A 17338-nucleotide genomic window follows, 5' to 3' on the forward strand; every position below is an offset into this window, starting at 1 on the left:
ACGGGGGGTGCGCACACCGGCTCTTCTTTTACGCTATGTGGCGCGAGTGGCCGGACCAGAACGGTTCGGCCAGTTTTCGTTTGTCCACTTTGCCCACGGGGGTGAGGGGGAGTTCGTCGGTGAAGCCCACTGTGGATGGTACGAAGTGGTCTCCGCCGAGTTCTTCACGCACGTGGTGGCGGAGTTCGGTTTCTGTTGTTTTCGCGTGCGTCACGACTACGGCATGCACCAGTTCCCCCTCACCGTTTTGTCCAGGAACCGCGAAGACGGCCGCGGCTTTGACGGCGTGATGCGTGAGCAGGGTGTGCTCGATGGCGGTGGAGGCGACCTTGGTGCCGTGGTCGCCGGTGATGATCACGTCGGCGATGCGGTCGTGGAGGTAGAGGTAGCCCTCGTCGTCGAAGTGACCCAGGTCGCCGGTGGGGAGCCAGCGGTCGGCGATCGGCGGTTCGCCGTGGTAGCCGTCCATCATGGACAGCCCGCGGACGAGGATCTCGCCGTTTTCCGCGCGGGCTTCCATGCCGGGCACGATGCGGCCCACGGAGCCGAGCCGGTGGTCCTCGGTGAGTTCTTCTGCGGAGATGCCGGCGATCATCGGTGCTTCGGTGAGGCCGTATCCCTGGCCGACTATTGGGCCGAAGGTATCGAGCGCCTGGCTGAGCCGCATTGGGGGAAGCGGGGCGGCGCCGAGGGAGAGGGATTTCAGGCTGGAGACGTCGGTGCTCGCCAGCGCTGGGCTGTCGAGGAGCTTCGCGAGCCTGGGTGGCGTGAGGGAGAGGCTGGTGACGCGGTGGGTTTCGATGTCACGGAGGAGCTCTTCGGCGTCGAAACTTGTGCGGAGGACGACCTTGTTGCCGCCGAGGAGCGCCCCGAGCGCCGCGGCGTTGCCGGTCATGTGCGTGAGCGGGGCGGTGATGAGGACGGTTTGGGCGCCGTCGGGGGCGAAGATGTGGGCCATGCCGTCGTAGATGCCGGTGTGGCGGATGAGCTTCGGAGCGCCGGTGGTGCCGCCGGTGGGGAAGATCGCGGTGGCCCGGTCGGGGAGGGTGTCCGGAGTGGACGGTTGGCCGGTGGTGAGCTCGTCGAGGTCGAGGAGGCTCGCGCCGGTTTGCTGGAGGGCTGCTTCCCGGGCCGGCTTGCTCGCCGACGCCGCGACGAGGAGGACTTCGAGCCCCCGCAGCTGCGCGGCGACCTGCGCGAGGACCACTTCGGGCCGGTTGGGCGAGTCGATCGCCACGATGCCGGTCTTGGTGCTGAGGCCGGAGTGGATCCGGCGGAGTGTGTCGGCTGCCTCGCCGTAGGTGGTGGCGCGCCCTTCGTGGTGGAAGAGCACGGTGTCGCCGCCCTGGTCGAGCATGGAGAGGACGCGGGTCAGGAAGTAGCTCACTTGCGGCACGGTAGCCCTACGTGCTCCGGCCCATGCGGTGCAGCAACAATCCTTGTGGCGACGGGTCCGGTGTTCCGTGCGGCGAGGCGAAGAATCGGTGCGTGCTCTCGGCCGAGATGGGGGTTTCCGCGAGGTCGGCGTAGATCGTCTCGAGGTGGGTGGTGATCCAGGTGACGAGGTCGGCGTCGAGGGCTTCGTCAGTGCCGGTGGCGCGGGCAAGGTCCCAGGTGTGGATGACGGTGTCGGTGGTGCGGACGGCGAGGGCCTGCGCGCCGCGGATCCGGCCGAGGGGGTAGTCGACGAGGCGCTCCAGGGCGCCGGGTGTGCTGAACGCCGCGGCGGTTTCGGTGAGCGAAGCGGTGTAGGCGGCGACCGGGTCCGTGCCGAGCGCGTCGGCGTCGCGGAGGTGGCGGAAGTCGCCGGCGGAGGCGCCGTGCAGCAGGGCGATGTAGTTGAGGTTTCCGCGGGTGACGTGGTTGACGAGCTGGCGCACGTTCCAGTCGGCGCAAGGGGTCGGAGCCGACCACTGGTCGGCGGCCACCAGACGCAGACGCCGGCCGAACTCGGTGCCGGCGTGGAGGAAGCGTTGGATCATTCGCTGAGTCAACCGTGGTCGCGGCCGGGGCACTGGCAGATTTCGGACATCGCGCACCCTTCGGTCGGAAAGTTTCCGCCTGTCACGCGCAGGCGTTACCGTGGGCGCACCGGAGGGAGTGCCATGAAGCGAGTCGTGCAGGTGGTGGCCGCCGTCGCGGTGGCGGTGGTGACGGTGGGGGCGGTGCCCGGTGCGGCGGGTGCTCGGGAGCTCACGCCGAGGCAGCTGGCGGGGCAGCGGGTCGTTTACTCGTACGCGGGGTTGACGCCGCCGGAGCAGTTGCTGCAGCGGATTCGCGCGGGTGAGGCGGGTGGGGTGATCTTCTTCGGCGAGAACATCTCGTCGAGCAACCAGATCGCGGGCGTGGTGAAGCAGCTTCGCGACGCGGCGGCGCAGAGTCCGGTGCAGGAGCCGTTGCTGTTGATGACCGACCAGGAAGGCGGGCAGGTCCGGCGGCTGCCGGGCGAGCCGACGCTGTCGGAGAAGCAGGTGGGGCAGCAGGCGAACCCGGAGGCGGCGGCGAAGGCAGCCGGCACGGGCGCCGGGCAGAACCTCGCGGGCGTGGGGATGAACGTCAACCTCTCGCCGGTGCTCGACGTCTACCGGCAGGCCGGGAACTTTATCGACGAGTACGGCCGCTCGTACTCGAGCGACGCCACCACGGCGGGCACGCTGGGCCGGGACTTCGTCGCAGCGGAGCAGGCCACGGGTGTCGCGTCGACGGCGAAGCACTTCCCCGGGCTGGGGGCGGCGCCGGCGGGGAGCAACACGGACGTCGCACCGGTGACGGTGAACGTGCCGCTTCCGGAGCTGCGTACGAAGGATGAAGCGCCGTACACGGGGACGGCCGCGAAGCTCGTGATGCTGTCGTGGGCCGTGTACCCGGCGCTCGACGCGAGCCTCCCGGCGGGACTCTCGCCGACAGTCGTCCAGGAGGAACTGCGGCAGCACGAGGGCTTCCGCGGCGTCACCATCACCGACGCCCTCGAGGCGGGCGCGCTTCAGGACTACGGCGACACCGGCAACCGCGCCGTGCTGGCCGCGAAGGCGGGCGTCGACCTGATCCTCGCCTCGGGCCGTGACGTCAACCAGGGCGACGCGGCGGCCGACGCTCTGGCCGGGAACCTCGGCGACATTCCGGACTTCACCGCGTCGGTGGACCGGATTTCGGCTCTGCGCAAGGGATTGTCCTAGCCGCGAACGGCGAACCGGTGCAAGCTCGGTGTCGTCACGGCGACGGCGGCGACCGCGGCCACGCACAGCAACCCGCCGCTGACGAGCGACGCCAACGCAGACGTCGGCGCCGCCACCAGCCCCGCGCGCAGGTTGCCGAGATCCGGCCCTGCATGTCCGACGATCTGCTCAGCGGCGCCAACCCGGCCCAGCAGCTCGTCGGGCGTGTGCAGCTGAACCACCGTGCTCCGCGAAACCACCGAAACCGTGTCCGCCGCACCGGCCAGCGCGAGGAAACCCAGGCCCAGCCACGGATTCGTGGTGAGCCCGAACAGTGTCAGCGCAAGGCCCCACGCGGCCGACCCCACCAGCATCACCACCCCCGGCCGCGGCAGGCGGGTGAAGGCGCCGGAGAACACCGACGCCGCCACGCCCCCGACAGCGATCGCGGTGAGGAACAGGCCGAGGGTGCGCGGGTTGCCGCCGAAGCGTTCGGCGTTGACGAGCGGGAAGAGGCTCGTCGGCATGGACAGGACCGTCGCTGCGAGGTCCGTGAGGAGCGCGCCGCGGACGGCGGGCGTGCGGACGAGGAACGCGAGGCCGTCGGCGATACCGCGCAGGCCGGGGCGCGCAGCGTCGTCGGGTTGCATGGCCGGGAGGCCGAAGGCGCCGTAGAACGCGCAAGCGAAGGTCACGGCGTCGACGGCGTAGCAGCCGGTCACGCCGACCCAGCCGATGAGCACGCCGCCGATCGCGGGGCCGAGCAACATGCCGCCCTGGAAGGAGATCCGGTTGAGCGCGAGCCCGGCGGCGAGCTGTTCGCGCGGCAGTAGCCGGGGGATGAACGTGCGCGACGCCGGCCCGCTGCCCGCGACGAAACCCGACTGCACCGCGAGGATCGCCAGCACCCCGCCGACGGGGAACCCCGGCACCGCGCTCTGCACGACCAGCAACACCGAGCACGCGGCCTGTGCCACCGTCATCACCAGGTAGAACCGCCGGCGGTCGACGCGGTCCACGAGCGTGCCCGCGAACAACCCGAACACCACGATCGGCAACGCCTGCGCGAGCCCGACCGTGCCCGTCCACACCGTGCTGCCCGTGCGTTCCCAGACCTGGAACAGCACGGCCACGAGCGTCAGCTGCGCGCCGAGCACCGAGCACGTGCGCCCGATCCACAGCCGCCGGAACTGCGGCGAGCTGCGCAACGGCGTCGCGTCGAGCAGCTGCGCCCTCATCGCCAGGCCTCGTCGCCTTCGAGCTTCTCGGCGATGCGGTCGTGGAAGCGCTTGCGCGCCAACGCTTTCTCGATGTCCACGACCACCTTGCTCAACGGGTACGGGATCTCGGCCTCGAGGTCGGCCAGCGCCGCCTCCGTCGCGCGCCACTCCGCCGCGAGCCGGCCGACGATCTCCTCCGCCTTGGGCGTGAGCACCACCTTCTTGCTGCGCGCGTCGTCGCCCACCGTGGTCGTGACCAGGCCGGCTTTGCGCATGGCGGCCACCTTCTGGCTCAACGCCGAGTGGGTCCGCTCGACCGATGCCGCCAGTTCGGTGATCGTCATCGGCCCACGCGCGTGCAGGCGCAGGAGCTCCATGACGAAGCTCGGTTTGAGGCCTTCGATGCCGCGCTCGGTGTAGAGGCGGCCGATGTCGTCGTCCATGGCGTGCTGGAGCAGGCGCATGGGGCGCCAGAGGCTCTGCTCGGTGGGGTCGGTGAACTCGGGCATGAGGGGATTGTAACAGGGCTTATATAAGTGCTGTTGTAATAGGGCTGTTCGGGGAAGTGTTCCGGTGACCGGGAAATCGGCTGATTCGTTGTGGGTCAAGGGAAATCCGGTGCTCCGATGCCGGTTCGGAAGTCGATCACGCGGGTACTTTTCCGGCGCTGGCAAAGGATTCCCCACCGCCGCCGGCTTGGAGGATGCATGCGTCACGAGCCGAGGTTCACCCGTCGAGCGGTATTCACGGTGGCGTTCGCGGGGATGGTCGTGAGTGCTTGCGGGGCGGTGTCGCGGCGAGTGCCGGCCGGGGCACAGCCGTCCTCGACCACGCAGCCGCCACCGCCACCGCAGCCACCACCCCCTCCGCCGCCGAACGCGCTGGCCACGAGCCTGCTCGTCGGCTTCTGCGGCGCGCCGCACGCGAAAGCCCTCGGCGAGATGACCGGCGATCTCGCGGCGGCCGGGCGCAAGCTCGTCGGGCAGTCACGGGCGTATCGGCAGGCGGTGACGCCCGTCGTCGAGCTCATCGCGACGGCCGCCCACCGCACGCCAGGGCCCGACGGGATGTACCGCACCCGCGCGTCCGACGGCACGATCGCCGACTACCTCGCCGAAGCACGGGCGCTCAACGGCGTGCTGCTGCTCAACATCCAGCCCGGCCGCGCGGGTTTCCTGCCCGAGGTGCGGGCGTACGAGCGGTGGCTGGGAGAGCCGGACGTCGGCGTCGCGCTCGATCCGGAGTGGGCCGTCGAGCCGGGCGTGGTGCCGGGCGAGAAGTTCGGGCGGACGACGGGCGCCGAGCTCGACGACGTCGCGGCCTACCTCGCGCAGCTCGCACACGACCGTCGGCTGCCCGACAAGATCATGGCCTACCACCAGGTCGCGGCTTCGATCGTCCGCGACGAGGCCGCGCTGCGGCCGCACCCGGGCGTGTCGATCGTGAAGGTCGTCGACGGCATCGGCAGCGCGGCCGCGAAGAAGGCGACCTGGCGCACGCTCATGGCGGCCAAACCCGCGCACGTGCTGGCGGGCTTCAAGCTGTTCTACGAGGAGGACACGCGCCACGGCGCCGCGCTGATGACCCCGTCCGAGGTACTCGCGCTCACGCCGAAGCCCGCATACGTCGTGTATGAGTGAGCACCCCCGGTCCGGGTGACACCCACGCGTGTGGTCATCCGCTCGGCGCCGGGCGGAACGGGCACTCTTGCTGCGGACCCTCCACGACGGGAGCAGCTCGTATGCATGCCTGGTGGCCCCTCGCGACGGTCGCCGCGGTGTTCGCGGCGCTCGCCCTGGTGCACCTGCGCCGCTCGGCCCTGCCGCACGGCACCAGGCAGCCGGCCGCGGCGCCTTCGACCCGGCGGCTGCTGTCTCCTGAACGGCCCTTGGCTGTCGCGCAGCGCGGCCGGGCCCGCCACCGCTTGGCGCCGGCCACCCGCTCTCGTGGGGAAGCAGACCCGCTGGCGCGCTACCCCGCGGCCCGGCAACGCCCGGTGCCCAACGCCGTCGCCCAGCGCCTCGGCGGACCGGACTCGACGCCGACGCAACCGTTCGCGCTCCCGCAGCCCCGCAACCGCAACACGGACTCGCGGAACTGGCCCGCCGCCGCACCCCCGCGTCCCACCCCGCCGACCCGCCGCCGCAACCGCCCCGGCAAGATCATCACCGACCCGGCCTGGCCGGGACCCCCGGTCTCCCGGTCCCGCCCGGCGGCTCCCGATCCGTCCGGACGGGACCGGGAACCGCGCGCCCGGCCGACCCGCCGAAACCGCGACCGCCGCGACGATTGACAACGAGTTCCCGGCCGCGGGCGGCCCTGGCTTCGGCGCAGGGGCGTGGGGCTGAATGCCGCTTCGGCGATCGGTGTTGGCCCGGATGGCGCGGAGATCACCGCCCTTCCAGCGATTGACAACGGGTTTTGGGCCGAGGCCGTGATGACCCGGGCTTCGGAGCGGTGCCGTGGAGCTGCGTGTCCCTTAGACGATCGGCATTGGCCAGGGTGTTGCGAGAAGATCGGCGCCGCTCCGGCGATTGATTGGCGGCCGAAGTCAGGGTCTTCGTGATCTGGGCGTCGAGGTCGCGGCGGCGGGGATCGGAATTGCGCGCTGTTCGGCGGCCGGCGGGTGGTGTCGTGAGGGAGGTCGGCCGGGATCGGAGCCTTGAATCCCTGCCGCCCGGGGGACCGGAGCCACTTGAGTGATTGACGGCGGCTGGAACCGGGGTCTTCTTGACCTGGGCGCCGAGGTTGCGTCGGTCGGGATCGGAATCGCTTGCTGTTCGGTGGCTGACCGGTGGTGTCGTGAGGGAGGTCGGGCCGAGATCGGAGCCTTGGAACTCTGCGGCCCGGGAGTCCGGAGCCGCTCGAGTGATTGACGGCGGCCGGAGCCAGGGGCTCCGTAATCTGGGCGCCGAGGTTGCATCGGCGGCGATCGGAATTGCGCGCTGTTCGGCGGTCCGCCGGCGGTGTCGTGAGGAAGGTCAGCCGAGATCAGAGCCTTCAAGATCCGCGCCCCGGAGATTGCCGTCACCCGGATGATTGACGGGCGCGACGGCCGGGTACGTAAGGGATAGCCCGCCGCTGTGGTCCCTCCCCCACCTCTGCGGCGGCGGGCGCGGGCCGGGCCCCCATTGCGGGGCCCGGCCCTGCCACAGTCCTATGTGGACGAAACAGTCGGCTCGCCCGGGCAGGTGCCCGTGGCAGTCCGGCCGGTGCGGAAGAACTCCACCGCCTTCGAACCGCACGCCACGAGGTCGAGGGAGCCGTGTGCGCCGTTGTCGACGGTCAGGAGTGAACCGCCGATGTGGCGGCGCATGTCCGCCGCCCACGACGCGGGCGTGGTCGTCTCCGTGCGGTGGCCCACCAGTTGCAGCGGGCTCGTGCCGCGGGCGAGGTGCCACGCCTGTTTCGGCAGCGGCCAACCGGCGCACCAGTGCTGGTAGCCGGCCATGCCGTGGAACAGCGGTGACGACGCCTGCCGCTGCTGCTCCTCGCGCCACATGGCAGGTTCGCTCGGGTCGGCGCCCTGGTCGTTGCACAGCACGGAAACCTGCATGAGCAAGCCGGCGAATTGGCTGTTCTCGAGGCCGAATCCGGTGAACTCCGGCTCGTCGCCGACGAGCGGCGGGTTCTTGCCGTCGCGCAGATCGGTGAGGGTGTCGGCCATCGCGGGCCAGTGGGATTGCTGGTACGTCAGCACAGTGCGGAGGTTGCCGCCGCTGAACGTGAGCGGTTTGCCGTCGGCGGTGACCTGGCGCGGGTGGGCGTCGAGGTCGGCGGCGAGGGCGGTGACGTCCGCGCGGATCTTCGCGGCGTCGGTGCCGAAGTGGTACTGGCCGTCGCGCGCGGCGAGCCAGCCGACGAAGCGGGAGAAGTTGGCTTCGGCGGCGTCGACTTGGCCGTTGTTCATCGTGCGGAGGCTGAAGTCGGGCGGCATCACGGAGTCGAGCAGCATGCGGTCGACGTGCTGGTCGTAGCGGCTGCGGTACACGGCGCCGAGCGCGGTGCCCCAGGACACGCCGTAGAAGCTGATCTTCTGCTCGCCCAAGGCGATCCGGATCTGGTCGAGGTCACGCGCGACGACGTCGGTGGAGAGGCTCGCGATGAACTCCGGGTCGTACGCGGTGCAGCGGGCGTTCTGCTTGGCCGTCTGCTCGTAGCCCTGCCGGTACTGCTCGGCGGGCGGCGCGCTCGGGTCGGGGCCCGGGCCGTCTTCGGGTGCGACGTCGCATTCCTTGCCGTCGCTGAAACCCACGCCGCGTGGGTCGAAGCCGACGATGTCGTGGTCCGCGCCCATGCCCGCCACCGTCGTGTGGCTCAGCGTGAGTGGCATGTCGAGCCCGGAGTTGCCCGGCCCGCCGGGGTTCACCACGATCACGCCCTGGCGCTTCTCTGGCGAGGTCGCCTTCAGCCGGCTGACCATCAGGTCGAGGCGGCGGCCGTCGGGGTGGGCGTAGTCGAGCGGGACGGAGACCTTCGTGCACTCGGTGCGCGCGTCGGTCTGGTCCCACTCCTTGATGAGGGTGCGGCACGGGCTCCAGGCGAGCGCCGCGTGCGCGGGCGAGGCCGCGACGACCGCAGGCAGCGCGACGGCGACCGCCAGCAAGGGGACGAGCTTCTTCATGATGATCATGATCGCGGTGCACGGAGCGTGGAGCCTCGGGCGATCGGGTCGGAAACCCGGCCGATCGGCTGATGTGTCTTCCCGAGGGAGTGACGTGGCTGATCGTTTCCGGCTACGGCACCGACGGATTTTGTCGGGGCTGGGTGCGATGCTTCCGGCATGGTCCCCGTGCTGATCTTGATCGACGTCCAGAACAACATGCTCCTCCCGCCCGAACCGGTGCCTTCCGCGGCGACCGTCGCCCCGGCGATCGAGGCGGTGCTTTCCCGCGCGCGGGCCGCCGGTGCTGCGGTGGTGCACGTGCGCAACAACGGCACCGGCGACGATCCCGACGTGCCCGGAACACCGGGCTGGGCTCTGGTCCACGACGTGCTTCCGGGCGAATACGTGGTGGACAAGACCACTCCCGACTCCTTCGCCGGCACCCCGCTGTCGACCCTCGTGCCCACTGGCGCGCCCCTCGTCGTCGCCGGCATGCAGAGCGACTTCTGCGTTCGCGAGACCACCCTGGAAGCCCTCCGGCGAGGCCACCCGGTCACCTTGGTCACCGACGCCCACGCCACCTACGACGGCTCCGCTCCCGCCGCGGAAGCCTCCGCCGCGGTCGCCGCCGAACTGGCCACCGCGGGCGCCTCGCTGGCCTCGAGCGAGGTGGTCCACTTCGGCTGAGGGAGATCACCGCTGCTGCGCGACTGCCCTGCGGGTAGAGTAAGTCATCAGGTGATGACATCAACTGATGACTGAGGTGTGCCGCGATGTTCGAAATGGCCGCTGTGGGCGAATTGCGTGGCACACCCTGGCGGGCCGCTCCGGGCGCGCTGCCGGGGTGTGCCGGCGAGGTGATGGCGCCCGGATTCTTGCCTGGTGGGCAGCGGTCGCCTGGGCGATCCGGATGCGGTCTCGGCAACTTGGCGGACCTGTGGGCAGCCTGCGTGCGCGCTGCGGGCCGGTTGTGAGCGGGCCGCAGAAGCCGCCCGTACGCGCCTCGGGCGAGGTGTCGGAGTGCGGTGCGTACGAGGCCGGCGAAGCATCGCAGTGCTCCGCGGCCGGCGCGGGCGAGGCTGATTCGCAAGGACACGGTCCTGGCGCGCCGCCGGTGCTCGACGCCGCAGGCGGGCGGTCCGCCCATGCCGAGAGCAAGGCGCCGGAGCTTGCCGGAGCCGAGGGGCGGGTGCGTGGTCCGAAGCTGGCGCCGGGATCGGATGGGCCTGTCGTCGGTGTGCCGACCGCGGGGTCCGCGCGCGCCTCGCGGGAGGTCGCCGAGGGTGGCAGGGCTGAGGAACAGCCGCGTGGTCCGGCGGCGGCGTCGGGATGGGACACGCCTGTTCTTGGCGGGCCACGCGCGCGGCCCGGGCAGGCAGCGACCGAGGTAGCCGAGAGCAGCGCGGCTGAGCGAACTGCCCGGGGGTTGGTGCCCACGTTGGTGTTCCTCGGGCTCGTCGTGGCGGTGATCAGCAGCCTGGGGGCGCCGCTGATTCCGGAAGTGGCCGTGGTGCACCGGGTGTCGCTGGGGGATGCGCAGTGGTCGTTGACGGTGACGTTGGTGGTCGGGGCGATGGTGACGCCCGTGATGGGGCGGCTCGGCGACGGGCGGGCGCGGCGGGGCGTGATGCTGGCCGGGCTGGGGCTCGTGGTGCTGGGGTGTGTGCTGGCGGCGTTGCCGTTCGGGTTTGTGGCGTTGCTGGTGGGTCGGGGGTTGCAGGGGGCCGGGCTGGGGTTGACGCCGCTGACGATCGTGGTGGCGCGGGAAGCGTTGGTGCCCGCGAAGGCGAGGCCGACGATGGCGATCCTGTCGATCACGACGGTCGCGGGGGTCGGGCTCGGGTACCCGGTCACCGGGCTGATCACGGAGCTGGGTGGGCTGCCGGCGGCGTACTGGTTCGGGGCCGCGGTGGCGGCGGTTGCGCTGGTGGCGGCGATCAAGGTCGTGCCCCACGCCGTGAACGCCGAGGCGAAGCGGCTGGACGTGCCGGGGGCGGTGCTGCTGGGCGTGGGGCTTGGCGCGTTGCTGCTGTGGATCAGCAAGGGTGAGGAGTGGGGCTGGGGTTCGGCGGCGTCGGTCGGTTCGGTGCTTGTCGCGGTGGGCGCGCTGGTGGCGTGGGTGTGGCACGAGGGACGCAGCGGGCACCCGCTCGTCGAGCTGCGGTTGTTGCGGCTGCCGGGGGTGCTCGCGGCGGACGTCGCGGCGTTGTTGTCGGGCACGGGGATGTATTTGCTGACGTCGTTGATGGTGCAGTTCGTGCAGACGCCGCCGGCCGACGGCGGGCTCGGCGGGTCCGTGGTCGTGGCGGGGCTGGTGTTGCTGCCGTTCTCGATCGGGAGCCTGCTTGCCGGCCGGATCGCGCCGTCGGTGATCCGGCGGGGGTGGGGGCGCGGGCTGATTCCCGGGGCTTCGCTGGTCGGGCTCGTGAGCGTCGGCGTGTTCGGCTTCGTGCGGCACGACTACGTGGTGCTCGCCGTTGTCATGGCGGCCACGGGGCTCGCCGTCGGCACGATCTTCGCTGTGCTGCCCGGCATGATCACGCGCGGCGCGCCCCCGCATGAGACCGGCAGCGCGATGAGCTTCAACCAGGTGCTGCGCTACGTCGGCTACTCCACCGGCAGCGCCCTCAGCGCCGCGATCCTCGTCGCGCACACGCCGGACGGGCAGCACTTCCCGAACGCGCTCGGCTACACGGTCGCCGCCTTCGCCGGGGTGGCGGTGTGGGTGCTCGCCGCGCTGTTCGGCATGCTGCTGCCCGGAAAAACGACCGAAGGAGCGCGCGGATGACGGACCAGCCGCGTGGTGCCGTGCGCACCTGGGCCGCGTTGCCGGTGGCTGCCGCCCGGCAAGAAACAGAAGGAGCGCGCGGATGACGGACCAAGCCACCCCTCGGCGCCGGGACGCCGGAAGGACGCGGGCCGCGCTGTTGGGAGCCGCGGCGGAACTCTTCGCGGAGCGCGGCTACGCGCAGGCGACGATCCGCGACATCGGCGAGCGGGCGGGCGTCGACCCGGCGATGATCGCGCGCTATTTCGGGGGGAAGGCGCAGCTGTATGTCGCCGTGTTGCAGGAGGAGACCGGCGACGAGGAGCTGCCCGACCTCGGGGACGCCGAGCGGTTGCGCGGGCTGGTCGGGCGGGCCGTGAGGCAGGGACCGGGGCCGTTGTACCAGGTCGCGCTGCAGTCGCATGACGATGTGAAGGCCAACGAGTTTTCCCGGGAAGAGCTGCATCGACGGATTGTCACGCCGCTCGCGCGTCGGCTGGCCGCCGAAGGTGTCGAACAGGCGCAGGCGCGCGCGGAGTTGCTGACGGCGGCGTTCGCCGGGGTGCTGATCGGGCGGACGTCGGGTGCGTTGCCGGAGCTCGCGGCGCTCGACGAGGAGAGCCTCACGGCTCTGGTGACGCGGCTGGTGTCCTCTATGGAGTGAACCGGGCACGGAAATTGCCTCAGCGCACCGGAACCTGTTTCGAGGCCGGCCGTCCTGGGTAGTGACGAGCCGTCCACGAAGGGGAGTGCGCATGCAGGGTAAGACGATCGTTCCGGGTATCGCGGTGCTGTTCGCGCTGGCGGCCTGTTCGAACACCACGCCACCACCGGCCGGCGCGCCGCAGCCGACCCACAACGCGGCGGTGAACGCGGACAAACCAGCGGTCCAGCAAGAAACCCAGCAGTCCTTCCACGCCGAACTCACCATCCAGAATGAGGGCCTCGGCCTGCTCGCCCTGGAGAACACCGGCAAGGACCCCGTGACGATCCAGGGCTGGCCGGCGCTCCAGTTCCTCGCCGCCGACGATTCACCGCTCAAGGTGCCGACGCAGAACGTCGACATCCCCGGCGCGGGCCCGTCCATCACACTGCGCCCGGGCACCAACGCGTTCGCCGGCATCAAATGGGAAACGGGCGACAAAGGCAGCACCGACACGTTCGTGGCGACCACCCTCAAGCTCATCCCGCCCCACGGCACGAGCACGACGGTCGTCGACGTGATCGGCACGGACGGCAAGAAGGTCGGCTACCCCGAGTTCGACGTCACCTCGGTCAAGGTCGGCACGCTGCAGCCCAGCACCCAGGGCGTGCTCGTCTTCTGACCACGTCACACCGGACGCGCAGATCGTCCAAAGCGGACAGGTCCCACACCGTCCCGTGGCCCGGCCGGTCCGGCGGGGCCACGCGTCCGTTTGGATGGTCAGTGTCTCCTGGAGCAAGTCGTCGATCAGCGGGAAGTGTTCCACGTACGGGCATTCGGCACGACCGCCGCCGGATGGACGTGCAGTTCCGGCAGGAAGTGCGGGCTCAGCGTCGCGCCGAAAGCCTCCGCGATGGCCGAGATCCGCAGCCATTCGGTGACGCCACCCGTCAGCGGCCCGCCCGGCTGCAGCACCGAGGCGGCGCACGCATGCAGGTAGGCCGCGAACTCGAAACGCCCGTGCGGGTGCTCGCCGACCGCGACGGGCATCACCACGGCGGCGGCGAGCGGCGCGTGGCCGGTGACGTCGTCGGACGAAAGTGGTTCCTCCAGCCAGTAAACGCCGAGGTCGGCCAGCCGGGCACCGGTCCACAGCGCGGTCGGGAGGTCGAGGCGTTCGTTGGCGTCGATCATGATCCGCACGTCGTCGCCCACGGCCTCGCGCACCGCGCGCGCGGGCCGCGTCTTCTTCCGCCCGCCGAGCGCCGGCGCGCAGCTTCACGGCGTGGTAGCCCTCGTCGAGGTACGCGCGCGTGCCGTCGACCAGCTGCCCGACCGACATCGCGTGCGTGGCGCGGCGGCTGCCGTAGATCTCGACGTCGTCGTGGTGCGCGCCGAGGAGCGGAACAGCGGCAAGCCCGCGCGGCGTGCGCGCAGGTCCCACACCGCGATGTCCGCAGCGGACAGTGCGGGCAGCGTGAGCCCGCGGCCGTCGAGCGGTCGAGGCGGGCGCGGGAGCGCAGCGTCGTCTGGGTCAGCGGGCCCTCGCGGGCCAGGGCGTGCAGCACCGCGAACTGCGGCGAGGTGAGGCCGCCGGGGAACACGTCGGACCAGATGGCGACGTGCAGCTGCTGGGTGGTGCGCGGTAGGTGCCCGATCATCCCGTAGAGGTCGAACTCGACCGGATCGGACTTCGCCATCGCCGAACATCCCCGCCCGCGGACCGGTCGTCGGGATACGGACGAACTCCGGGTGAAGGATACGAGCCGCGGTGCCCATCGTCCCTTTGCGACGGTGACCTGCGTCGCAAGTCTGATTCACGTTTCACGGGCCCGGTGAGGCTGGGTCCGTCGAACGCGAAAGGCGATGCGGATGAGCCCTTATGAGACGGTGGCGTCGGAGTCACTGACCCCGGCCGAGGTCGCCGGGCTGTCGAGGCGGCTCACCGGTCCCGTCGTGCTGCCCGGCGACGCGGGGTTCGAAGCCGAGTGCGCGACCTTCAACCTGGCCACGCCGCTGCGGCCCGCCGTGGCCATCGGGGCGACCACGGTGGCCGACGTGCGGGCGGCGGTGCGGTTCGCCGCCGACCGGGCGCTGCCGATCGCCGTGCTCACCACCGGGCACCAGGTCGTGAACCGGGCGCGCGGCGCGGTGCTGGTCACTCTGTCGCGAATGGACGCCGTGGAGGTCGACCCGGTGGCCGGGATCGCCCGCGTGCAGGGCGGTGCGCGCTGGAGCCAGGTCACCGAACGGGCCGGCGACAGCGGGCTCGCGGGCGTGAGCGCCGCGTCACCCACGGTGGGGGTCGTCGGTTACCACCTCGGTGGCGGGCACAGCCCGATTCTGGGGCGGACGCACGGATACGCCGCCGACCACGTGCGCGCGTTGCGGCTCGTCACGGCCGACGGTGCGTTGCGCGAGGTGACTGCTGACGCCGAGCCGGAGCTGTTCTGGGGCCTTCGGGGTGGCAAGGGGAACCTCGGTGTGGTCACGTCGACGGAGTTCTCGCTGTTTTCCGTGCGGTCCTTCTACTGCGGCGGCCTGTTCTTCGCGGGGGAGCACGCCTCGAAGATCCTGCACGCCTGGCGGGAGTGGGTGACGGCTCTGCCGCGGGAGATGTCGTCGTCGATCGCGTTCCGGCGCCGCTCGCGGCCGGCGGAGGTCGTGGTCCACGTGCGGTTCTCGTCCCTCGGCCCGTCCGCCGAGGCGGAAGCCGCGCTCGCGCCGCTGCGGGCGCTGGCCCCGGCCGTGCGCGACACCGTCGCCGAGACCGCGTACCGAGACGGCCACCGCCTGCACCTGGACCCGTCGGCGCCCGTGGGCTGGCTGGAGCGCACGGCCGCGCTGCGATCGTTCCCGGCCGGGGCGGCCGACGCGCTGCTCGCGGTGGCGGGCCCGGATTCCGGCACCGAGCCGGGTTTCGTGGAGCTGCGGGCATTGGGCGGGGCGCTGGCCGACGAGCCCGCCGTGCCGAACGCCGTCGCCGGCCGCGGCGTGCGGTGGGCCCTCGTCGGGGCCGGCGGGCGGGAGGCCGGTGCTCAGCTGGACGCCCTCGTGGCCACGCTCGCTCCTTGGTCGCAGGACGAGCGCAACGCCAACCTGCTGGCCGCCGGCCAGGCCACGACCGTCGCCGAGGTGCGCGCCGCGTACGGCTCCGCGCGTTACGAGCGGCTTGCGCAGCTCAAAGGGCGCCACGACCCGCAGAACCTGTTCCGCGTCAACCACAACATCGCGCCGGCGGCCGTCACGCCGGTGCCCTCGACAGCACGATGGCCCCGGATCGAGTGATCCGGGGCCATCGTGGTGGTGGGCGATACTGGGATCGAACCAGTGACCTCTTCGGTGTGAACGAAGCGCTCTCCCCCTGAGCTAATCGCCCTCCAGGTGAGTCCACATCGGACTACGTGCGCGATACTGGGATTGAACCAGTGACCTCTTCCGTGTCAGGGAAGCGCTCTCCCGCTGAGCTAATCGCGCGCTGTCGGGAAACGAGCTTAGCGAACCCCTTCCGGGCCCCGCCACGGGGGCCACCCTTCCGCCGCGCCGCGGTCCAGCCGACCCCGGGCGGGGGCCCGAAGGGACACCGGCCGAGGACTCATGGACGGGTCCGGCGCGGGGCGAAAACCGCCGGCCCGCGAGACGAGTTGACAAACTCCGGAATGGGGCGCACGATGACGGAAATATGCTCTGACGGCGAGGTGGAATAGCGCCGTTCGGTTCCGGTTCAGGTGTCCGGCACCGATTTCGGAGTAGGCGGCTTTGAGGTGGCGGATGCGACACGGCGAAGCACGTTCGACTACCACCGCCGCTCACCCTGAGTACAACGCGCTCGGCACTTCCGGCTGGAGCGCGCTGCTCGCCCAGTCGCTGCTCGCGTTCAACGTCGAGTCCGATGATCCGCAGCACTTCCGCGGGTACCTGCGCAACCGCAAGATCGCCGACGTCGACTTCATCGAGATGGCCACCGGCTGCCACGTCGCACACCGCAGCGCCGACACGATCGCCCGCGACTGCCGCCCCGACTACGTGCTGTGCCTGCAGGTCGCGGGCGTGGGCGAGTTCCACCAGGGCAGCCGCACGGCCGTGCTGCAGCCCGGTGACCTCACGGTCTTCGACGCCACTCGCCCGGCGACGGTGGTCAGCAGCGCCGAGTACCGCAACGTCTGCATCAAGTTCCCCCAGCGCCTGCTGCGGCTGCCGCGCTCGCACGTCGACCAGCTCACCGCGGCCCGCATCAGCGCACGCGACGGGCTGGCCCCCGCGACCGGCGCGCTGCTGATGACGCTCGGTCACGTCATGGAGGACATCTCCGGCCGCACGCGGTACCTCGCCGTCCGCAACGCGCTCGACCTCGTCTCGACGATGTTCGAAAGCATTCTGGACGTATCCGGCGATGGCGGGAAAACTGAGAGGAACGTCATTCCCGGACAAATCCGGGAATACATCGACGAACACCTCGGCGACCCGGAATTGTCCCCCGCCGCCATCGCCTCCGCGCAATTCATCTCACTGCGGAAACTGCAGGGCATTTTCCAGCAGAATGGCACCACGGTTTCGGCCTGGATCCGCACGCGCCGCCTCGAACGGGGCCGGCGCGACCTCGTCTCGTCCGGTGAGCTGTCGGTGGCGGCCATCAGCCGGCGCTGGGGGTTCAAGACGCCGTCGCACTTCGGGCGCGCGTTCAAGGACGAGTACGGCGTGACGCCGGCCGAGTTCCGCCGCGAGGCCTCAGCCGGCTGACGGCCGTCAGGCGCAGGCGGCCCGCAGGCCCTCGACGGCGCGGGCGTCCACCGGCCGCGGCGGGTTGGGGATCGGCAGCAGCTCGCACACGGCGGCGACCGCCTCGTCGAGCCGGTCGAACGGGAACCCGACCGAACGCAGGTCCGCCACCGTCCCCACCTGCCGGTACACGGCCCGAAGCCCGGCCACGGCGAACGCCGAACCGGC

At 71.2% G+C, this 17338-nt stretch carries 16 protein-coding genes and 2 tRNA genes; 9 read left to right on the forward strand and 9 right to left on the reverse strand.

From position 1 onward, the window contains the following. Nucleotides 1–28 precede the first annotated feature (28 nt). Both QRX50_RS16215 and QRX50_RS16220 read right to left on the reverse strand, forming a co-directional pair. Nucleotides 29–1387, reverse strand: coding sequence for a class I adenylate-forming enzyme family protein (locus QRX50_RS16215; protein ID WP_285972762.1), 1359 nt, complete (start codon nucleotides 1385–1387; stop codon nucleotides 29–31). Nucleotides 1388–1403: 16 nt separating this feature from the next. Beyond that, nucleotides 1404–1982, reverse strand: a complete 579-nt coding sequence (locus tag QRX50_RS16220; RefSeq protein WP_285972763.1) for a TIGR03086 family metal-binding protein — start codon at nucleotides 1980–1982, stop codon at nucleotides 1404–1406. 123 nt (nucleotides 1983–2105) lie between these two features. Between QRX50_RS16220 and QRX50_RS16225 the strand changes: the two genes are divergently transcribed. Further along, nucleotides 2106–3176, forward strand: a complete 1071-nt coding sequence (locus tag QRX50_RS16225; RefSeq protein WP_285972764.1) for a glycoside hydrolase family 3 N-terminal domain-containing protein — start codon at nucleotides 2106–2108, stop codon at nucleotides 3174–3176. On the opposite strand, the gene QRX50_RS16230 is transcribed toward QRX50_RS16225, so the two are convergent. Beyond that, a complete protein-coding gene (locus QRX50_RS16230) occupies nucleotides 3173–4399 on the reverse strand; it encodes an MFS transporter (RefSeq protein ID WP_434533345.1) in 1227 nt (408 codons plus the stop codon). The two genes, QRX50_RS16225 and QRX50_RS16230, sit on opposite strands and share 4 nt — an antisense overlap. After that, on the reverse strand, nucleotides 4390–4884 hold the full coding sequence (locus QRX50_RS16235; RefSeq protein WP_285972766.1) for a MarR family winged helix-turn-helix transcriptional regulator: 495 nt from the start codon (nucleotides 4882–4884) through the stop codon (nucleotides 4390–4392). Before QRX50_RS16235 ends, QRX50_RS16230 begins: the two co-directional genes overlap by 10 nt. Before the next feature lie 255 nt (nucleotides 4885–5139). On the opposite strand from QRX50_RS16235, the gene QRX50_RS16240 reads away from it, so the two are divergent. After that, entirely contained in the window at nucleotides 5140–6015 is an 876-nt protein-coding gene (locus tag QRX50_RS16240) for a hypothetical protein (protein ID WP_434533346.1), read from the forward strand. A 101-nt stretch (nucleotides 6016–6116) separates the two neighbouring features. Then, entirely contained in the window at nucleotides 6117–6668 is a 552-nt protein-coding gene (locus tag QRX50_RS16245) for a hypothetical protein (RefSeq protein ID WP_285972768.1), read from the forward strand. Between the two features lie 864 nt (nucleotides 6669–7532). On the opposite strand, the gene QRX50_RS16250 is transcribed toward QRX50_RS16245, so the two are convergent. Next, entirely contained in the window at nucleotides 7533–8999 is a 1467-nt protein-coding gene (locus QRX50_RS16250; RefSeq protein ID WP_285972769.1) for an alpha/beta fold hydrolase, read from the reverse strand. Nucleotides 9000–9158: 159 nt separating this feature from the next. Between QRX50_RS16250 and QRX50_RS16255 the strand changes: the two genes are divergently transcribed. The 4 genes from QRX50_RS16255 (at nucleotide 9159) to QRX50_RS16270 (ending at nucleotide 13073) form a co-directional block, all read left to right on the forward strand. Continuing rightward, on the forward strand, nucleotides 9159–9668 hold the full coding sequence (locus tag QRX50_RS16255) for a cysteine hydrolase family protein (RefSeq protein WP_285972770.1): 510 nt from the start codon (nucleotides 9159–9161) through the stop codon (nucleotides 9666–9668). A gap of 223 nt (nucleotides 9669–9891) precedes the next feature. Then, entirely contained in the window at nucleotides 9892–11769 is a 1878-nt protein-coding gene (locus QRX50_RS16260; RefSeq protein ID WP_285972771.1) for an MFS transporter, read from the forward strand. 82 nt (nucleotides 11770–11851) lie between these two features. Beyond that, entirely contained in the window at nucleotides 11852–12412 is a 561-nt protein-coding gene (locus tag QRX50_RS16265; RefSeq protein ID WP_285972772.1) for a TetR/AcrR family transcriptional regulator, read from the forward strand. A gap of 91 nt (nucleotides 12413–12503) precedes the next feature. Continuing rightward, entirely contained in the window at nucleotides 12504–13073 is a 570-nt protein-coding gene (locus QRX50_RS16270) for a DUF4232 domain-containing protein (RefSeq protein ID WP_285972773.1), read from the forward strand. A 125-nt stretch (nucleotides 13074–13198) separates the two neighbouring features. Here QRX50_RS16270 and QRX50_RS16275 read toward each other — a convergent pair whose 3' ends face one another. Then, nucleotides 13199–13606, reverse strand: coding sequence for an enolase C-terminal domain-like protein (locus tag QRX50_RS16275; protein ID WP_285972774.1), 408 nt, complete (start codon nucleotides 13604–13606; stop codon nucleotides 13199–13201). Between the two features lie 657 nt (nucleotides 13607–14263). On the opposite strand from QRX50_RS16275, the gene QRX50_RS16280 reads away from it, so the two are divergent. Then, entirely contained in the window at nucleotides 14264–15679 is a 1416-nt protein-coding gene (locus tag QRX50_RS16280; RefSeq protein ID WP_285972775.1) for an FAD-binding oxidoreductase, read from the forward strand. A gap of 16 nt (nucleotides 15680–15695) precedes the next feature. Here the strand turns inward: QRX50_RS16280 and QRX50_RS16285 are convergent. Next, nucleotides 15696–15770: transfer RNA gene (locus QRX50_RS16285), tRNA-Val, on the reverse strand. 26 nt (nucleotides 15771–15796) lie between these two features. After that, nucleotides 15797–15868: transfer RNA gene (locus QRX50_RS16290), tRNA-Val, on the reverse strand. 294 nt (nucleotides 15869–16162) lie between these two features. On the opposite strand from QRX50_RS16290, the gene QRX50_RS16295 reads away from it, so the two are divergent. Beyond that, nucleotides 16163–17131: an AraC-like ligand-binding domain-containing protein gene (locus QRX50_RS16295; protein WP_285972776.1), complete on the forward strand. Its 969-nt coding sequence runs from the start codon at nucleotides 16163–16165 to the stop codon at nucleotides 17129–17131. Nucleotides 17132–17137: 6 nt separating this feature from the next. Here QRX50_RS16295 and QRX50_RS16300 read toward each other — a convergent pair whose 3' ends face one another. Next, a complete protein-coding gene (locus QRX50_RS16300) occupies nucleotides 17138–17281 on the reverse strand; it encodes a hypothetical protein (protein WP_285972777.1) in 144 nt (47 codons plus the stop codon). Nucleotides 17282–17338: the final 57 nt, after the last annotated feature.

Origin of the sequence: Amycolatopsis sp. 2-15 (assembly GCF_030285625.1) — a bacterium.
Taxonomy (GTDB): domain Bacteria; phylum Actinomycetota; class Actinomycetes; order Mycobacteriales; family Pseudonocardiaceae; genus Amycolatopsis; species Amycolatopsis carbonis.